Annotated in this window: 13 protein-coding genes; 8 read left to right on the top strand and 5 right to left on the bottom strand. The window is 57.2% G+C overall.

Going from position 1 to position 15,664, the window contains the following annotated elements:
- Window positions 1-117: 117 nt before the first annotated feature.
- Window positions 118-1,305 carry an efflux RND transporter periplasmic adaptor subunit gene (locus tag ACLSSQ_RS17695; protein ID WP_130459583.1) on the bottom strand — a complete coding sequence of 396 codons (1,188 nt, stop codon included), beginning with the start codon at window positions 1,303-1,305 and terminating at the stop codon, window positions 118-120.
- Window positions 1,305-2,552, bottom strand: a complete 1,248-nt coding sequence (locus ACLSSQ_RS17690) for a TolC family protein (protein WP_130459582.1) — start codon at window positions 2,550-2,552, stop codon at window positions 1,305-1,307. The genes ACLSSQ_RS17695 and ACLSSQ_RS17690 overlap by 1 nt, the downstream gene beginning before the upstream one ends.
- A gap of 430 nt (window positions 2,553-2,982) precedes the next feature.
- On the opposite strand from ACLSSQ_RS17690, the gene ACLSSQ_RS17685 reads away from it, so the two are divergent.
- The 6 genes from ACLSSQ_RS17685 (at window position 2,983) to ACLSSQ_RS17660 (ending at window position 8,466) form a co-directional block, all read left to right on the top strand.
- Window positions 2,983-4,050 (top strand): D-alanyl-D-alanine carboxypeptidase family protein, encoded by a 1,068-nt coding sequence (locus ACLSSQ_RS17685; RefSeq protein WP_050804342.1) that lies wholly within the window; start codon window positions 2,983-2,985, stop codon window positions 4,048-4,050.
- Window positions 4,051-4,077: 27 nt separating this feature from the next.
- Window positions 4,078-4,941, top strand: coding sequence for a D-amino acid aminotransferase (locus ACLSSQ_RS17680; RefSeq protein ID WP_205231455.1), 864 nt, complete (start codon window positions 4,078-4,080; stop codon window positions 4,939-4,941).
- Between the two features lie 23 nt (window positions 4,942-4,964).
- Window positions 4,965-5,264: a YbeD family protein gene (locus ACLSSQ_RS17675; RefSeq protein WP_014236008.1), complete on the top strand. Its 300-nt coding sequence runs from the start codon at window positions 4,965-4,967 to the stop codon at window positions 5,262-5,264.
- Between the two features lie 83 nt (window positions 5,265-5,347).
- Complete coding sequence (gene lipB / locus ACLSSQ_RS17670) at window positions 5,348-5,905, top strand: lipoyl(octanoyl) transferase LipB (protein WP_416244304.1); 558 nt, start codon at window positions 5,348-5,350, stop codon at window positions 5,903-5,905.
- Window positions 5,902-6,849 (top strand): lipoyl synthase, encoded by a 948-nt coding sequence (gene lipA / locus ACLSSQ_RS17665; protein WP_014236010.1) that lies wholly within the window; start codon window positions 5,902-5,904, stop codon window positions 6,847-6,849. Before lipB ends, lipA begins: the two co-directional genes overlap by 4 nt.
- Before the next feature lie 309 nt (window positions 6,850-7,158).
- Complete coding sequence (locus ACLSSQ_RS17660) at window positions 7,159-8,466, top strand: DNA cytosine methyltransferase (protein WP_416243392.1); 1,308 nt, start codon at window positions 7,159-7,161, stop codon at window positions 8,464-8,466.
- 145 nt (window positions 8,467-8,611) lie between these two features.
- Here the strand turns inward: ACLSSQ_RS17660 and ACLSSQ_RS17655 are convergent, their stop codons facing one another.
- The 3 genes from ACLSSQ_RS17655 to ACLSSQ_RS17645 are packed head-to-tail and all read right to left on the bottom strand — an operon-like array spanning window position 8,612 to window position 12,645.
- The gene (locus ACLSSQ_RS17655) at window positions 8,612-9,613 is read right to left on the bottom strand and encodes a hypothetical protein (RefSeq protein WP_416243391.1); all 1,002 of its coding nucleotides are present in this window, start codon (window positions 9,611-9,613) and stop codon (window positions 8,612-8,614) included.
- 13 nt (window positions 9,614-9,626) lie between these two features.
- The gene (locus tag ACLSSQ_RS17650) at window positions 9,627-11,681 is read right to left on the bottom strand and encodes a hypothetical protein (RefSeq protein WP_416243390.1); all 2,055 of its coding nucleotides are present in this window, start codon (window positions 11,679-11,681) and stop codon (window positions 9,627-9,629) included.
- Window position 11,682: 1 nt separating this feature from the next.
- A complete protein-coding gene (locus ACLSSQ_RS17645) occupies window positions 11,683-12,645 on the bottom strand; it encodes a hypothetical protein (protein WP_416243389.1) in 963 nt (320 codons plus the stop codon).
- Between the two features lie 565 nt (window positions 12,646-13,210).
- Between ACLSSQ_RS17645 and ACLSSQ_RS17640 the strand changes: the two genes are divergently transcribed.
- Window positions 13,211-13,690 (top strand): hypothetical protein, encoded by a 480-nt coding sequence (locus tag ACLSSQ_RS17640; RefSeq protein WP_416243388.1) that lies wholly within the window; start codon window positions 13,211-13,213, stop codon window positions 13,688-13,690.
- A gap of 5 nt (window positions 13,691-13,695) precedes the next feature.
- Entirely contained in the window at window positions 13,696-15,306 is a 1,611-nt protein-coding gene (locus tag ACLSSQ_RS17635) for a hypothetical protein (RefSeq protein ID WP_416243387.1), read from the top strand.
- Window positions 15,307-15,664 lie beyond the last annotated feature (358 nt).

Genomic DNA, 15,664 nt, shown 5'->3' with positions numbered 1-15,664 from the left:
GACATTCCTTCGATGCCCGGAAAGGCAATCAGCAAGCCACTCTCCAGCATGTGTATGTGAAGAGTGGCGTCTTTACTGCGTTGTGGCGATGCAGCCTGTGAAAACCGGGGCCGGGGCTCAGCTGCCCTCCAGCTCCTTGCGCTTGCGTTCGTTGTTGAGGTGGAAGGCGCCTTCCACCACCACCACTTCGCCTTCCTTGAGGCCGGACTGCACCGGCCGCACGCCGCCGGCTTCGGCGCCGAGGATGACCGGGGTCAGGCGGTACTGGCCGGGAGCGACCTGGACGAAGACGTGCTCGTTGTTGTCCTCCCGCACCACGGCGGCGGCGGGCACGGCCAGCTTGGGCATGGCCTTGCCGGCGATGAGCATGGTGGCCAGCATGGCCGGCTTGAGGCGGCGGTCCGGGTTTTCCACTTCGGTGCGCACCAGAACGGTGCGGGTTTCCGGGTTTAGGGTGTCGCTGATGTAGATCAGCCGGCCGGTGAGCTTTTCGCCGGCCAGGGAGGGAATGTCCAGTTCCACCGACTGGCCGGTGCGCACCAGGGCGGCCTGCTGTTCCGGCACGTCGGCCACGGCCCACAGGCGGGAAAGGTCGGCCACGGTGAACAGGGCGTCGGCCGGTTCCACCACCTGGCCCTGGGTCACCTTGCGTTCCACCAGGGTGCCGGGAATGCTGGCCACCACCGGGGTGAGGGAGTTGATGGTGCCGCGGCTGGCGAGGGAGGCGATGTCCCGGGGCGCCATGCCCAGCACCCGCAGCTGGTCTTCCGCCGCCTGGCGTTCGGCCTGGGTCACGGCGGCTTCGCTTTCCCGGCGCTGCAGTTCGGCCTTGCCGATGACGTCGGCGGCGAAGAGGTGCTGGGCCCGCTCCACGTTGTTCCGTTCCAGGCTGGCCCGGGCGTTGGCCTTGAGGAAGGTCAGCTGGGCTTCGCCGAGGACGGTGGAGTTGATGATGGCCAGGGGCTCGCCGGCCTTCACCTCATGGCCGAGCTGGCCGCTGATCTGGGTGACGCGGCCGGTGACGGTGGCGCCGATGCGGGCGATACGCTGCTCGTCGAAGTCCAGGCGGCCGGCCACGCGCAGGGTCTCGCTGACCGGCACGCTGCCCACCGGCGCCAGCTTCAGCTGGGCCTGCAGGGCTTCCGGCGCGGTCACCAGATTGGGGTCGGTGGGGGCGGCGGCGACCGGGGCCGGCTCCTTGCCGCAGGCCGTCAGCAGGCTGACGCCGGCGGCCAGGAGCAGGGCGGTGAAGGCGGGGGCGAGGCGGCGCGCGCTACGCGGGGACTGGGGGGCGGGGGCGGACATCAGTGCTTTTCCTCTTGGGCGGGAGCGGTCAGGGCGCCGGTGAGACGTTCGATGTCCACGGCGGCGGCCCGCAGTTCATAGCGGGCGGCGATCAGTTCGTTGCGGGCGGCCCGGTACACCCGCTGGGCGTCCAGGTAGTCGAGAATGCCGCGCTCGCCGAAGCGGTAGGCCGATTCGGCCACCTTGAGGGCGGCTTCGGCCTGGCGCACGATGCCCTGCTCCAGGGCATTGACCTGGGCGGCGGCGATCTGGTGCTGCTGGTAGGCGTTTTCCAGGGCCTGGCCGAGACCGAATTCCATCTGCTCGAGCAGGTTGCGGGCCCGGGAAAGATTGGCGCTGGCCTCGCCCACGGGGCCGGAGCGGCGGTCCCACAGGGGAATGGTGACGGCGATGCCGACGCGGGAGGTCTTCAGGTCCGGCTCTTCGTCGCTGCTGGCCTTGAGCGCCACTTCCGGGGTGCGCATGCGGCGCTGCAGGTCCAGCTGGTGTTCGGCCTGGGTCAGCTGGGCCCGGGCCTGGGCCAGGTCCGGGCTGCGCTGCAGCAGGGTCTGGCGCAGTTCGGGCAGGCTGCCCACGTTGAGGGGCAGCTGGGTGGTGGCCGGTACTTCGAAGTCCGCCGGCAGGCCGGTGCCAACATTGCGGCGCAGGGCGGCCTTGGCCTGGGTCAGGCGCAGCAGGGTGCTCTGGGTCACCTTCTGGGCATTGAGCAGTTCCGCATCGGCCTTGATCAGCTCGTAGCGGGGCGCCTCGCCGACGCCGACCCGTACGCTGACCCGGGTGCGGATGGCTTCCATGAGGGCCTGGTCTTCCTGGGCCGCCTTCAGCTCGGCCTGGCGCCGCAGCACCTCGTAGTAGCCCAGCTTCACGCTGGCCAGCACTTCATGCTCGTAGCCCCGGCCGGCGGCGCTGGTGGCTTCCAGATTGGCGCTGGCGGCGTCGATGCGGGCCGAACGCACCCAGGGCAGGTCCAGGCGCTGGGTGAAGGTCATGGTCTTGACGTTGCCGGGATTGGCGCCCGCTACCCGGGCCTTGGCGTCGCCGCTCTGGTATTCGATCTCCGGGTTGGGGAAGGCGCCGGCGGTGGTGACGCCGGAGCGGGCCGCCTCCACCGCGTCGCGGGAGGCCTGCAGGCCCCGGTTGCCGGAGCGGGCCAGTTCCAGCAACTGGTCGAGGGAATAGACATCGGCCAGCGCGCTGCCGCACAGCAGCAGTCCCAGCAGGGAGAGGAGAGCGATCTTGGTTTTCATGGGGTTGTCTCAGCAAAGGCCATGCCACAGGGCACAACCATGCCCCGGGCGCGCTCCATGAGGAGCGTAACCGATCCAGGACTTCTCAGGGAATGCCGTCAGGATGCGGCGATGGGGGGCGAATCCGCCGGGGTGTCACGCCAGGGTCAGAAACCTGACCGAAAACTGACACGGGCGAGTATAACGCACCGCCCAGGTGCATCGTGTCAGTGAGTTCACTTACTGCGGCAAGTCCCTAAGATCGGCAGGTTACGGCCGGTCCCGGCCGGAAGGGCCAGCCCGGCTGCGCTATAATCAAGCGCTTTTCTCCCGCTGGAGCCTGACCGGCATGTCTGACCGAATTTCCCGCCGCTTCTCTTCCGTTTTCCGTGCATCCGTCCTTGCCGGCTGCGCTTCCCTGCTGCTGGCCGGCCCCGCCGGCGCCCAGCAGATGCCTCCGGCCCCCGGCATCGCCGCCAAGGCCTGGCTGTTGGTGGAATTCGGCTCCGGCCAGACCCTGGTGGCCGAAAACGCCGACCAGCGCGTCGATCCCGCCTCCCTGACCAAGCTGATGACGGCCTACCTGACCTTCTCCGCCCTCAAGCAGGGCGTGCTGAAGCTGGACCAGGGCGTGCCCGTCACCGAGAAGGCCTGGCGCACCGGCGGCTCCAAGATGTTCATCAAGGTGGGCACCCAGGTGCCGGTGGAAGACCTGATCAAGGGCATGATCGTGCAGTCCGGCAACGACGCCTGCGTCGCCCTGGCCGAGGCCATCGCCGGCTCCGAGGAGCGCTTCGCCCAGATGATGAACCAGGAGGCGGCCCGCCTGGGGATGAAGAACACCCACTACATGAACGCCACCGGCCTGCCCGATCCGGAGCACTACGCCACCGCCCGGGACCTGGCCACCCTGACCACCGCCATCATCCGCGACTTCCCCACGGAGTACGCCAAGTACTACTCCATGAAGGAATTCCGCTACAACAACATCACCCAGCCCAACCGCAACCGCCTGCTGTGGGCCGATCCCACGGTGGACGGGGTGAAGACCGGCCACACCGAATCCGCCGGCTACTGCCTCATCTCCTCCTCCAAGCGCGGGCCCCGGCGCCTGCTCTCCGTCCTGCTCGGCGCCGAGAGCGACGGCATGCGCGCCCAGGAATCCCTCAAGCTGCTCAACCACGGCTTCCAGTATTACGACGCCGTCTCCCTGTACACCAAGAACCAGACCGTGTCCGAGCTGAAGGTGTTCAAGGGCAAGGACAACACCGTCCGCGCCGGCTTCCAGAACGACTTCATCCTGGCCGTGCCCAAGGGCTACTCGAGCCGGATCCAGGCCCAGCTGGAATCGAAGCAGCCCCTGGTGGCCCCGGTGAGCCAGGGCCAGGTCATCGGCACCATGAAGGTCAGCCTGGACGGCAAGCCCTACGGCGAATACCCGGTGGTGGCCCTGGACGCCGTGCCCGTGGCCGGCATCCTGGGGCGCGGCATCGACAGCATCAAGCTGTGGTTCAAATAAACCGCTCCCCTAGCTGACGGAGGGAACATGCTGGCCTACCTCAACGGTAACTACCTGCCTCTGGACGAGGCCCGCATTTCCCCCATGGACCGGGGCTTCCTCTTCGGCGACGGCGCCTACGAGGTGATCCCGGTCTATTCCCGCCGTCCCTTCCGCCTGCAGCAGCACCTGGAGCGCCTGGAGCGCACTCTGGCTGCCCTGCAGCTGGCTAATCCCCTCTCCAAGGAGCAATGGGCGGAGGTGGTGCAGCGTCTGGTCGATGACCACGGCAGCGAGGACCAGGGCGTCTACCTGCAGGTGACCCGGGGTGCCGCTCCGGTGCGGGACCAGGCCTTCCCCAGGCCGGCCGTGACCCCCACCGTTTTCGCCTACGCCGACCGCCTGCCGACGCCATCCGCCGAACTGCTGGCCGTAGGGGGCACCGCCCTCACCGCCGAGGATTTCCGCTGGCTGCGCTGCGACCTGAAGACCGTCTCCCTGGTGGCCAACGTGCTGCTGCGCCAGCTTTCCGCCGCCGCCGGCTGCACGGAGACCATCCTGCTGCGGGACGGCCTGGTCATGGAAGGCTCCGCCTCCAACGTGCTGGTGGTGCAGGACGGGGTGATCCTGGCGCCGCCCAAGAGCAATCTGATCCTGCCCGGCGTCACCTACGACGTGGTGCTGGAACTGGCGGCGGCCAACGGCATTCCAACCCAGGTACGTCCGGTGGCAGAAGCGGAACTCCGCAGCGCCGACGAGGTCTGGGTCACATCCTCCACCAAGGAAGTGCTGCCCATCACCCGCATCGACGACGCCCCCGTGGCCGACGGCAGGCCCGGCCCCCTGGCCGCCCGCATGAATGCGCTGTACCAGGACTTCAAGAATCAGGTGATGCGCCGCGCCGACGCCTGAGCCGAATCGAGCAAGAGAACACCATGAGCCAGACCCCAGCCAATCCCGACAATCCCCAAAGCCGGCAGGAAACCCTGCTCGAATTCCCCTGCGCCTTCCCCCTCAAGATCATGGGCAAGATGGAAGTGGATTTCGCCCAGACCATCCTCACCGTGGTGCAGAAGCACGATCCGGAATTCGACGGCGCCTCCATGGAAATGCGTCCCTCCAGCAAGGGCACCTACATCTCCCTGACCTGCACCGTCACCGCCACCTCCAAGGAGCAGCTGGACAACCTGTATCGGGAATTGTCCGGCCACCCCCTGGTGAAGGTGGTGCTGTAAGCGGCGGCGGACGGACCTAAGTGATTTCCCCGCTGGTCATCCGCGAACTGGGTCGGGCAGACTACGTGCCCACCTGGGAGGCGATGCAGGCCTTCACCGCCGCCCGCACCCCGGAAACCCCGGACGAGCTGTGGCAGGTGGAACATCCGCCGGTCTACACCCTGGGTCAGGCGGGCAAGCCGGAACACGTGCTGCGGGACATCGGCATTCCCCTGGTGAAGATCGACCGGGGCGGCCAGGTCACCTACCACGGCCCCGGCCAGGCGGTGGTGTACCTGCTGCTGGACCTGCCCCGGCGCAACCTCAAGGTGCGGGAGCTGGTGAGCCGCATCGAGCAGGCGGTGATCGACCTGCTGGGCGAATACGGCGTCAATGCCGAGCGCCACGACGGTGCCCCCGGCGTGTACGTGGGCCCGGCCAAGGTGGCGGCCCTGGGCCTGCGCATCCGCAACGGCCGCAGCTACCACGGCGTCAGCCTCAATGTGGACATGGACCTGTCGCCCTTCCAGGCCATCAACCCCTGCGGGTATGCCGGCATGCCGGTGACCCAACTGAAGGACCTGGGCGTGGCCCGGACCCTGCCACAAGCAACGGCGGACCTTACCCGGCATCTCGTGGCACAACTGGAGAAGACTCAATGAGCAGCGAACGCGGCGTCAAGCAAAAAGGCGAACTGAAGACCGCCCGGATTCCCATCAAGATCGTGCCGGTCGAAGAGACGCTGAAAAAGCCCAGCTGGATCCGCGTCAAGGCCGGCAACGACGCCGGCCGCTTCGGCGAGATCAAGCAGCTGCTGCGGGAACAGAAGCTGCACACCGTGTGCGAAGAGGCCGCCTGCCCCAACATCGGCGAATGCTTCGGCCGCGGCACCGCCACCTTCATGATCCTGGGCGACATCTGCACCCGCCGTTGCCCCTTCTGCGACGTGGGCCACGGCAAGCCCCTGCCCCCCGATCCCCTGGAGCCGGCCCACCTGGCCGAATCCGTCTCCAAGCTCAAGCTCAAGTACGTGGTCATCACCAGTGTGGACCGGGACGACCTGCGGGACGGCGGCGCCCAGCACTTCGTGGATGTCATCAAGGCGGTGCGAGAATCCTCCCCCAAGACCACCATCGAGACCCTGGTGCCCGACTTCCGCGGCCGCCTGGAAGTGGCGGTGGACGTGCTCGGCCAGGGCCTGCCCGACGTGCTCAACCACAACCTGGAAACCGTGCCCCGCCTCTACAAGCAGGCCCGTCCCGGCGCCGATTACGAACACTCCCTGCAGTTCCTCAAGCAGTTCAAGGCCCGCTATCCCCAGGTGCCGACCAAGTCCGGCCTGATGGTGGGCCTGGGCGAGACCGATGAGGAAATCCTCGAAGTCATGCGCGACCTGCGGGCCCACGACGTGGAACTGCTGACCATCGGCCAGTATCTGGCCCCCTCCAACCACCACCTGCCGGTGCAGCGCTACGTCCACCCCGACGTGTTCAAGATGTACGAGGAAAAAGCCAAGGAAATGGGCTTTTCCGGGGCCGCCTGCGGCGCCATGGTGCGCAGCTCCTACTGGGCGGACCAGCAGGCCCACACTGCCGGCGTGGTGTAAATTCCATCAATATTATGGACTGAATATTGATAATCTGGATTCTCTTGAGATATTTAGGACTGCGCAGTCAAACGTTACCGACTACAGAAGCCATTTCTGACAAGGCCACTCCGAGGGGAGTGGCCTTTTTTTGTAAATTTCAGGAAACGTACCCGTAAAGTAAGAAAGTGAGGGGCTAATTGAATGAGGTCATGCCTGTAGCTAATGGTGACCCTGAAAGCTGTCTGGGTAGGACGGTGCAACTTTTTTCCTCGCCATATCAGGGAATGGGGCTACAGATAAGCCCACCTCCCTGCCAACCCAAACGGCATGGCGGTTGGCTCTGACGGCATGGTGAGAGCTCAAAATCCGAGCAATACGATAGAATCGAGGACTTTTGGCTCTTTGTTTTCTCCGGAACAGCAACTATTTGAAGAGATGATGACAAAACAACGGAAGCTGAGAGCTATCAGCCTATTCAGTGGCTGCGGGGGCCTTGACCTCGGGTTTCACCAAGTTGGTTTCACGATTGAGGCAGCTTTTGACATAAATCCGGCCGCCGTAACTAGTTACAACCACAATATTGAGCCGACAGCTAGGATTCACGATCTGAGTAGCGAGGAGCCGTTACCTTACAAGGGAAAGGTTGATGTGCTGCTTGCGGGTTCTCCGTGCCAAGGTTTCTCCGTGGCGGGAAAGCGGGATTTGGAAGATCCCCGCAACTCCCTTCTTCTACGGGCGGGAAGATATGCATTGCAACTCCAGCCAAAGATTTTCTTGGCAGAAAATGTTCCAGGGGTCCTAAGTGGAGGGCACAAAACCTACTGGACAGCACTTGAAGAGCTGTTGCGTGGCGACGGCTATAGCACAACTACCATCAAGGTAAGCGCACTAGATTTTGGCGCTGCGCAGCAGAGAAACCGTATATTTATGATCGGTTGGAAGTCAAAGGCCCCGATTGACCTTACTTTCACTAAGGCTCCACATCGCTCACTCTTCGATGCGATTGGTAACCTAAGTGCTACCGCGCACAACCATGATATTGCACCCCTGAAAAAAAAGTCAGCTGACTACCTGATCTCACGAAAGATCGGAGTAGGGATGAAACTAAGCAACGTAAGGGATGGTGAGCGGGCTGTTCATACGTGGGAGATACCAGAAGTCTTTGGCCATACCACTCTACCGGAACGCGCTTTACTGACACGCATGATTAAATTGCGGAGACAAATTAGGGTGCGTGAAGTTGGAGATGCAGACCCAGTACCACTTACTACGTTGCATAAGGAGTTTGGTCCTCGAGTTGACCACTTGGTTTTCAGTCTGCTGCAAAAGGGATATTTGAAGCAAGTCGACGACTGTGTAGATTTGAGAAATACATTCAATGGTAAATATCGGCGTCTCGCATGGGAACGGCCGAGTTACACCGTTGATACCTACTTTGGGAATCCGAGATATTTCCTTCACCCCACCGAGCATAGGGGGTTTTCTGTACGTGAGGCTGCCAGAATCCAAGGGTTTCCCGATGATTTCAAGTTTCTGGGCAGTGAGCAGCAAAATTTCCAGATGATTGGTAATGCTGTTTCCCCATTAGTCGCTCGCGGGTTGGCTCAAGTGATAAAGGATGGCTTGCTGGCTTAAATCCATGCATACGAGCAAACAATTCCTCTTGATGCCGAGAACCAAACTTCCGCTTACTAAGCCAAATTTATGATTGTCGTTGGGATTGGAAGGGAGGGCGAAGGAATTTCCGGGTAACGGCGCTACCAACTACCAATGATCGTACTTAGAAGTAGAGATTATTCCCCGATAGCTTAATGCAATATCCGTAAGCTTCTGGGATGCCCTCGGACCGGCGCAAGCCGATGGAGTAGTCGAAGTGGTAAGCCTTCGGTTGTGTATAGAGCACGATATCCTTACTTTTTCCCTTAAGGCTATGCAACGCCATTGCTAGTGAATGTGGCTTTGGTCCAAACGGCAATAAACATGCGGTTTTAGTACCGTCAGAGGTCAAGTCCCCAATGACGTCAAAGACATAAGAAACATCTCGTGCATCAGCCCTGATCGGTTCCGGGATACTGTCAGATTCTGCTTCGCCAAATATATCCAGTAGGAACTGCCAATTCCGTTGAAATGACGGAGGACCTGGTGGGAAGGGGAATAGCACTTTAACTGGAACATCTTCGGCAAAGTGCTGGTAAAGATCACCAAGGTCGAATGGCAGATATCCGACCCCAATAATGATTACCTCAGGCTCATGTGGCTTAACTTGCTGCGGGGAGAAAAGAGGAAAATAACCTAGGGGATCGGTATCGGCCCCAAGCGGTTCCCTCGTATAGTCCTCGGGGATGGAGTATGTGACGATCAAATTACGGACGCGGTCGCTATTGAGTATGAGCTTTAGACACGGAAAGAATATCCGTTTCGGGAGGCTCGATATGTCGAGAATAACGTTCCCGTTGGTCTTGGTAAGAAAATCATGAATAGACGACACAATGATGTTTGCTGGGGAGAATAGCTCTACCTCAACAATATCTTCGGTTGTAACACCGAAGGTTTGGCTAACAAGTAGATGTTGTTTAGTCTTCTGACGCACTAGATTGCTATAGCCAGACTCAGGGTCATTAATTTTGAACAGCTTTTTGTATCGTAGTTTGCCCTCAGAATGTAGGGTCTCAAGGGCACCGGTACAACGCTCCTCGAAAGAGATAGCCCCAATTAAGTCCCACAACTCCGCCCCGTTAATTCTGGCAACAACGTTATGTAATAAACCCCATGGGCGTTTCACAATGACTCCATTCTCAGTTTTCTTCGTCGGAAAACAGCGATAGCTGCGCGTCGTTAGCCTTGCGCCTCGGTTTAGTGCCGCTCATCAATGATTCCCGCTGTGTCCCAACATCTCCAGGCGGTGGTCCCAATAGAAGGAGCTTTCGAATTTCCTCTAGAGACGTATAGATGGGTTCCTTTGTATGGACATGTGGGATTCTGAAATAGGCCGACAGGACAGGTGCTAGATACCACTTCTGGCGGATTTTCCGGTTTTGTAGCTTCGTGGTATGTGGCATCGATACCAAGTCACCAAACCCCGTTGCAAGCCGGAGCCAGCTGCCAAGTTCTTTGTCATTGGCCAACTCGTCATCAGCAAGAGAGAAACCGTTATGCCCTGGGTTTGACATGGCTTTGTCGGCCACCATCTTTCTTCCAAACCAGTTTCCGAGTTCCCTAACAATTTTTTGCCGGGAGTTGCCGTTGAAGCCCTGTGGCAAAACCTTCTCGAACCAAGATCGACTAGCGTCATATACCCCAGATGCTTGCTGTATCCAGTCAATGCTAGGCAGCTGCTTTGTACCTGTAGATTTTGTGTCTGAGCGTAACCATGCCTGCCAGATATGCCTGCAAATGGTGATAAAGACCAAGATGTTGTTGCCGCTCAGTTCAATCAAGTCCATATCGCCTGACCAAACGAAGCGCTGTCCGGCTTTAGAGGCAATTAACATGAGCGCATGCTCATTACGCTCCTTTCTCCACCACCGCTTGTCAGCAGCCTCCCATGGAGGGAGCCCAACAGGAATTTGTCTAGTTACCTCTTCCTTGCCACGTTGCCTTGCCCATGCTTCGCCGAATTTTGCAGACAGTACGTCATTACGGGCAAGCTCTGACAAGTAGTTGTTCCATTCCTCCGGCCATTCTGCGTCAAAGTCCAATACTCTTTCGGGAGATTTCCCGGCGTACAGCTTGGCTAACTCTCGCCTGTCGATGGGGGCACCGAAAACCTCGCGAACTATGGAAGTCGTGGTCTTACGCTTGGGGATAACATACCCTGCGGATTTAAGTCGCCGCTCAAAAACATCAATGGCAAAAGCTTGAAAGCGCCAGTGCTTTTCGTATTCTCGCTTCTTTAGGGCAAAGTCTAGGTCAACTATCGAAAAGTCACGCTCTTCTTCGAGCTTTGACCCAGTTCCAAAGACTGCCATCTCATGTTCTAACGCATATCGTCTCATTCCGAGACGGTACGAGACACGGTGATCGCGCATGGCCAAGGCCTTATTGATCATCTGCCGATAACTTGAGCCCAAGCCATAACGTGATTCCAAGTGATATAGCTCTTCCACTTGGTCGATACGTATGAAGACCGATGTAGCAGCCGATAGCACTCCCGTAGAGCGGAGGATTGCCGCCACTTGGGCCACTGGCTCGCCAACTGCAGTCTTGCTACTTCGAATTTCTTCTGGCAATTCGTCAGTATTGAAATTGAAGTAACTTCTATAGGCCGTCATCCGATCCTCTAGTGCTTGGACCAGTGACCGGTAGTCGTTTGTCTTTGCCAAGTACCCAAACCAGCAAGACGCATTTCTTATTTCGGAAGCAGCTTTCTCCAAAGTTGCTTCCGTGACACGCAAGCCCTTTTCTTTTTGGAGAGGAGCAAGGTCGTTGGCCAGAAAAGTTTCAAGCGTTTTTAGAAGATCATAAACAACGTAGTAATTGAAGAAATCGGCAAAAAAGAGAGCCAAATCAATCGTCTTTTCACCTGCAATCTCACCGACGGCTAACCGATGACCAAAGTCTTGTGCCCCGACCCTCGTGAGGTTGATGCCAGCAGAAATGAATTTTCTGAATTCCTCTTCGACGGGAAAGTCTTGGTCTGCTCTAAAGTAGGCAATTCGAGTTTCCGGCTTAAGCAAGGCGAGCAACATGCTTTTCCCTGATCCGGGGCTTCCTGTCAGTACAACGTTACCGTGCCTGAACAGCGATGTGGCTTGTTCAATTATTGTTGGACTAAATATATTGACGAAATCATCTGCGGCAATATGTTCCGTTAGGTTTGATTCAGCGAATGGATTTAATATCTTTTCCATACTATTTGGCCTTCCTCCGCGTAGAACGCGGGAACAGAGGTAGCCAGCCACGTTTTTGTGAATGTATGGGGCGAATGGTATTGTTGGGACAGTTGGTATGCATTACCACAAGGCTGCCATAGCCTGACTCGAATCCGTAAGGATCTGCGTCAGCAGTTATGGCCCGATACGATTCAACTGTGTTTCGATTCCTGACAACGTTATCAGGTTCATTTTGTGCAGGGGTCTCCGCAATCACGCACGCCGGAGGCAACTGCAGCACTGGACGATAGTGAATGCGAGACTCTTGGGTTGCGACTTTCCGAAGCATTAAGTCGCCTGTCGGGCAGATTATTAAAGGCACGACTAGGGTTGGTATCTTCAAGTGATCTTTTACAAACTTAATAGCCGGCTCAACCTGCGTGCCCGTCCCAATAAAGTCCTCAATTAAAACGAGATGATCAATCCTATTTTCTATGTAATTATTGATCTTTTTTATATCGCCGAAAAGTGCGAGTGATCGCCAGTCTGGAAAATAATCCGGTGACGAAATATGGTTAATATGCCGGAATGCATTTATTCTCAAGCTATCAGTGATAGGGCAAAACCAAGTTCTATTTCGAGCCGTTTCCAGTTTTTCTTCAAATTTAGGATCGTCCAAGTGTAAATTTTTCTGAGCCACTAGCCAGTCACAGGCAATGTGATCGAATGCCAGCCGATATAGTTCGTTTAGTTCATGTCTGCCGACAAAGAAAATATCGTCGACAAGCTTGAATGCATTCCAGCGGTCAGTATCTCCTTTGAAATTCCGAAGCCAACGGTCAAGGCGCTCGAAAAAATCTCTGGGAATCTCCTCCAAAGGAGTAATCAGTGGCTCGTAGTCGCCAAAAAGCCTAGCTGCGTACAAGTCCAATTTCCCCATCAGGTCAGAACATTCACGTTCCCGTTCCTGAAATTGCTGCCACTCGTCAAATAAGCGTGTCATTGTTGTAGTCTTGAAGCTACTTTACGTTGCATTCCCTGTTCAAAGAAACGGGGTGTCCGCGCTACATCCTTGCTGTAACAGCCCCTCAGAAACAGCTGATATTCAATGGCTCAAGCCAGCACCGACAGGCGCTGCCGGCATGGGCTCTGAAAGCTGCTAAGGTACATGGATCGTCGGTGTCATAATAACAACGCAGATAGCACGCGGGGAAGCAATGTGATGGACGATTCCTTGCGTACTGCCGGGTTAAGACATGTGATAAGCGGGTCACCTTGCTCGGGAAGTGGAACTGGTCACTTCGTCGCTGCAACTTGTCGAGCCTCGCGGTGACGGTGCCCCTGGTTGGCTCCGTCAGTTCAACCGCACTGGCCACTGCGTCTTCCTCTGGACAACCATGGTTCGAGGATAGCCTCATTTCCATGCGTGACATCGCGGACATGCAGGTTGATGAGATCGCAGCCGTGAAGCTTGTGTCAGAGAGTTCACCGCACTTGAGTGCGGCCTTCTGCGTCATCATGAGATAAGGGCAGTTCCAGATAGAAACGTTGCTATTCCAAGCTTAGCCATGATCCTGTTTCTAGATACAGAATTCACTGACTTTCAGCAGCCTGATCTGATATCTCTTGGACTGGTGAGTGAGTGCGGCTGCCACGAATTTTACGCTGAGCGGAACGACTTCGATCTAGCTCGGTGCAGTGACTTTGTCCAATCAACGGTGCTTCCTAAGCTGGGGCAGAGCCAAAGTGGCGTGGATCGCACTACCTTGGCCAGGACGCTAAGAACCTGGCTTGAGGGCATACATGCCGTCGATAACCAAAGCCCTGTTCTTGTGCTGTACGACTACGACACAGACTTCGAGCTATTTCGCCAGGCGCTGACAGACCCGATATCCCCCTGGATAGAGGGGGCCAATGTGGCTGATAAGGTCAATCCCTTCAGTTGGGCCAGGGCAGGTCTGATTGAGTCTCCTGATGCGCACCATGCCCTTCATGATGCCCGGGAGCTTCGGGCGGATTGGTTAGCGGCCAGAGCCCAAGCACAATAGCCTCGATGTACCAGCCGCCTCTCATTCCCCAACTGACGCCAGATGAAAGGCCGTGGCGGATTGATTGGTTCGGAGAGGTAGCCTATCCAGTCGTAGTTCAGCGCTTTCGCCAGCCAAGTATTAAGGTGGCGATATCCCCTCTGAAGGATCCTGAGCATTCCCTAAATCTGTTTAGCCGGATTGAGACTGCTGTGGAGCAGCAGAGAGATGTTTGGATACCGGTTGGTTTGCTTCCGCTGTTGAGGATTGGGGATATTTGGAAAGAAGGGGTTGTCTCGGTAAAGCCGGTGTATGAGAGCTACACCTTTGATGAGCTACATATTCATCCTCAGACCGTTACCTATCTCAAGGCCGGAGTATCAGTGGATGAGCATTTCCTGCTCCCGTTCGGTGAGCATCCATGGCACCACCGCCATACCCACTCCTACTGTGTTCTGATTGATGCGGGTGATGTGAGCCTCGTGGTTCCAGGGACAGAGATGATCCGCTTCTACTATGGGTCAACTAGCCAGTTTATTTTGCGGCTATTCACTGGAGCCATGTCGCCAGAGCGCCTATGGCAGGCCAAGCACTACAACCACGAGACGGGCCACCTTCACTTAAAGCTTGCGGATCGTCTTTCGGGTGTGTCTGCGCCGGATATTGGAAGGATTGCACTGTCTGATACGGCGTACAGGGCTGCAAGCTATGTCTATCAGCACTGTGCTTCTGCCTTCTCCCAGCGACAGCCTGCCTTTCCATACATGGGCTTCCCATTCCATGGATCAACAACTCTGACTGCTTCAGGAATGTGGCTATCGTTCAATGGGCAGGAGAAGTCGATCTTCTTGGCATTCCATATCGATAGCTGCTCCCATCCATTTCCATTTCGCTCTCTGACCTATGAGGCGGAGGATCGGAAAGTAAGGGCGCCTCAGAGAGGAGTGCAATCCAATTCACAAAATGGAAGCAGGGTTGTAGATCGGGAGAAGAGGGCTGTGCTATCAGATGGTGACCCTGGAAAGACAAAGTCATCGAGGTCGTCGATTTTTGATGGCTCCATCCGGTTTCCTGATTTAAAGAGGAAGCAGGTATGGCGAGAACAGATTGCCTCCTGTAGCTCGCCTAGTGTGGTTATTCGTTACAAAGATGGTGGACTTGAACAGGTTGCTTTGGGAGAAGCACAGGACTCATTAGGAGCTAGAGGATGTGACGTAGAGAGAGGGGAGAAACCGTGCGAGGAAGCCGGTGATTTCCTTCAACTTCCCAGATGGGTAAGAGCAGGGGTCGAGCTACTATGTATAAAAGTACAGAAGGGTCCTGAGAGATTAACCCATAGGTTTCTCCTGCCTCCCGGAGAACACAGCCCGGTAATCCAACTACCAATGGTGGTTGATGAAGATGGAGTGGTGGACGCTTGCCTGCACGAAATGCCTGATGGGAGGACGCGTACACGGCAAGTTTGCTTTATCGAAATCTATCGATGTGACCAACCTCTAAAGAGATTCCTTGTTGCCGAGCCTGTTAGCAACTCTGAACACCCAGAGATTTATCGAGTGAAAAAGATTGATTTGGTGGTGGCACTAAATGTTTTGAATGCTGGGTCTGCGTTAGATGCAGAAAGCGTCTATCAATAACGGTCTTTATAAAGGTGCTCGGTCAATTTATCTGCGTGAGCATGAGTATTCGCACGAATGTTGCCTCTCAATCGCATCGAAAGGCGGTCATCCCAACGTTGCCACCCAATGGCATGAAGGTAGTGACTAGGACTCTCTACAGAGTTCCGCACAAATGGCAGGCCACTGATTGCAGACCGGCCATTTGCATTTCGAGCAAGGTAACTACCTGGCTATGTCAGCTTCCCACCTTGAACTGTCATTCGCCTTAAAGGTAAGAAGGCAAACATACAACGTATCCGGGTATCGTCAGTCTCGCTGAGAATTCCAACTCCGTATAACATCCGAAAAATAAGTTTTCATTACAAATGCATTAGGG

The sequence above is a fragment of the Azospira sp. APE16 genome (genome assembly GCF_047901315.1).
GTDB classification, from domain to species: Bacteria; Pseudomonadota; Gammaproteobacteria; order Burkholderiales; family Rhodocyclaceae; genus Azospira; species Azospira oryzae.
This window is presented reverse-complemented; position numbering and strand designations above follow the sequence as displayed.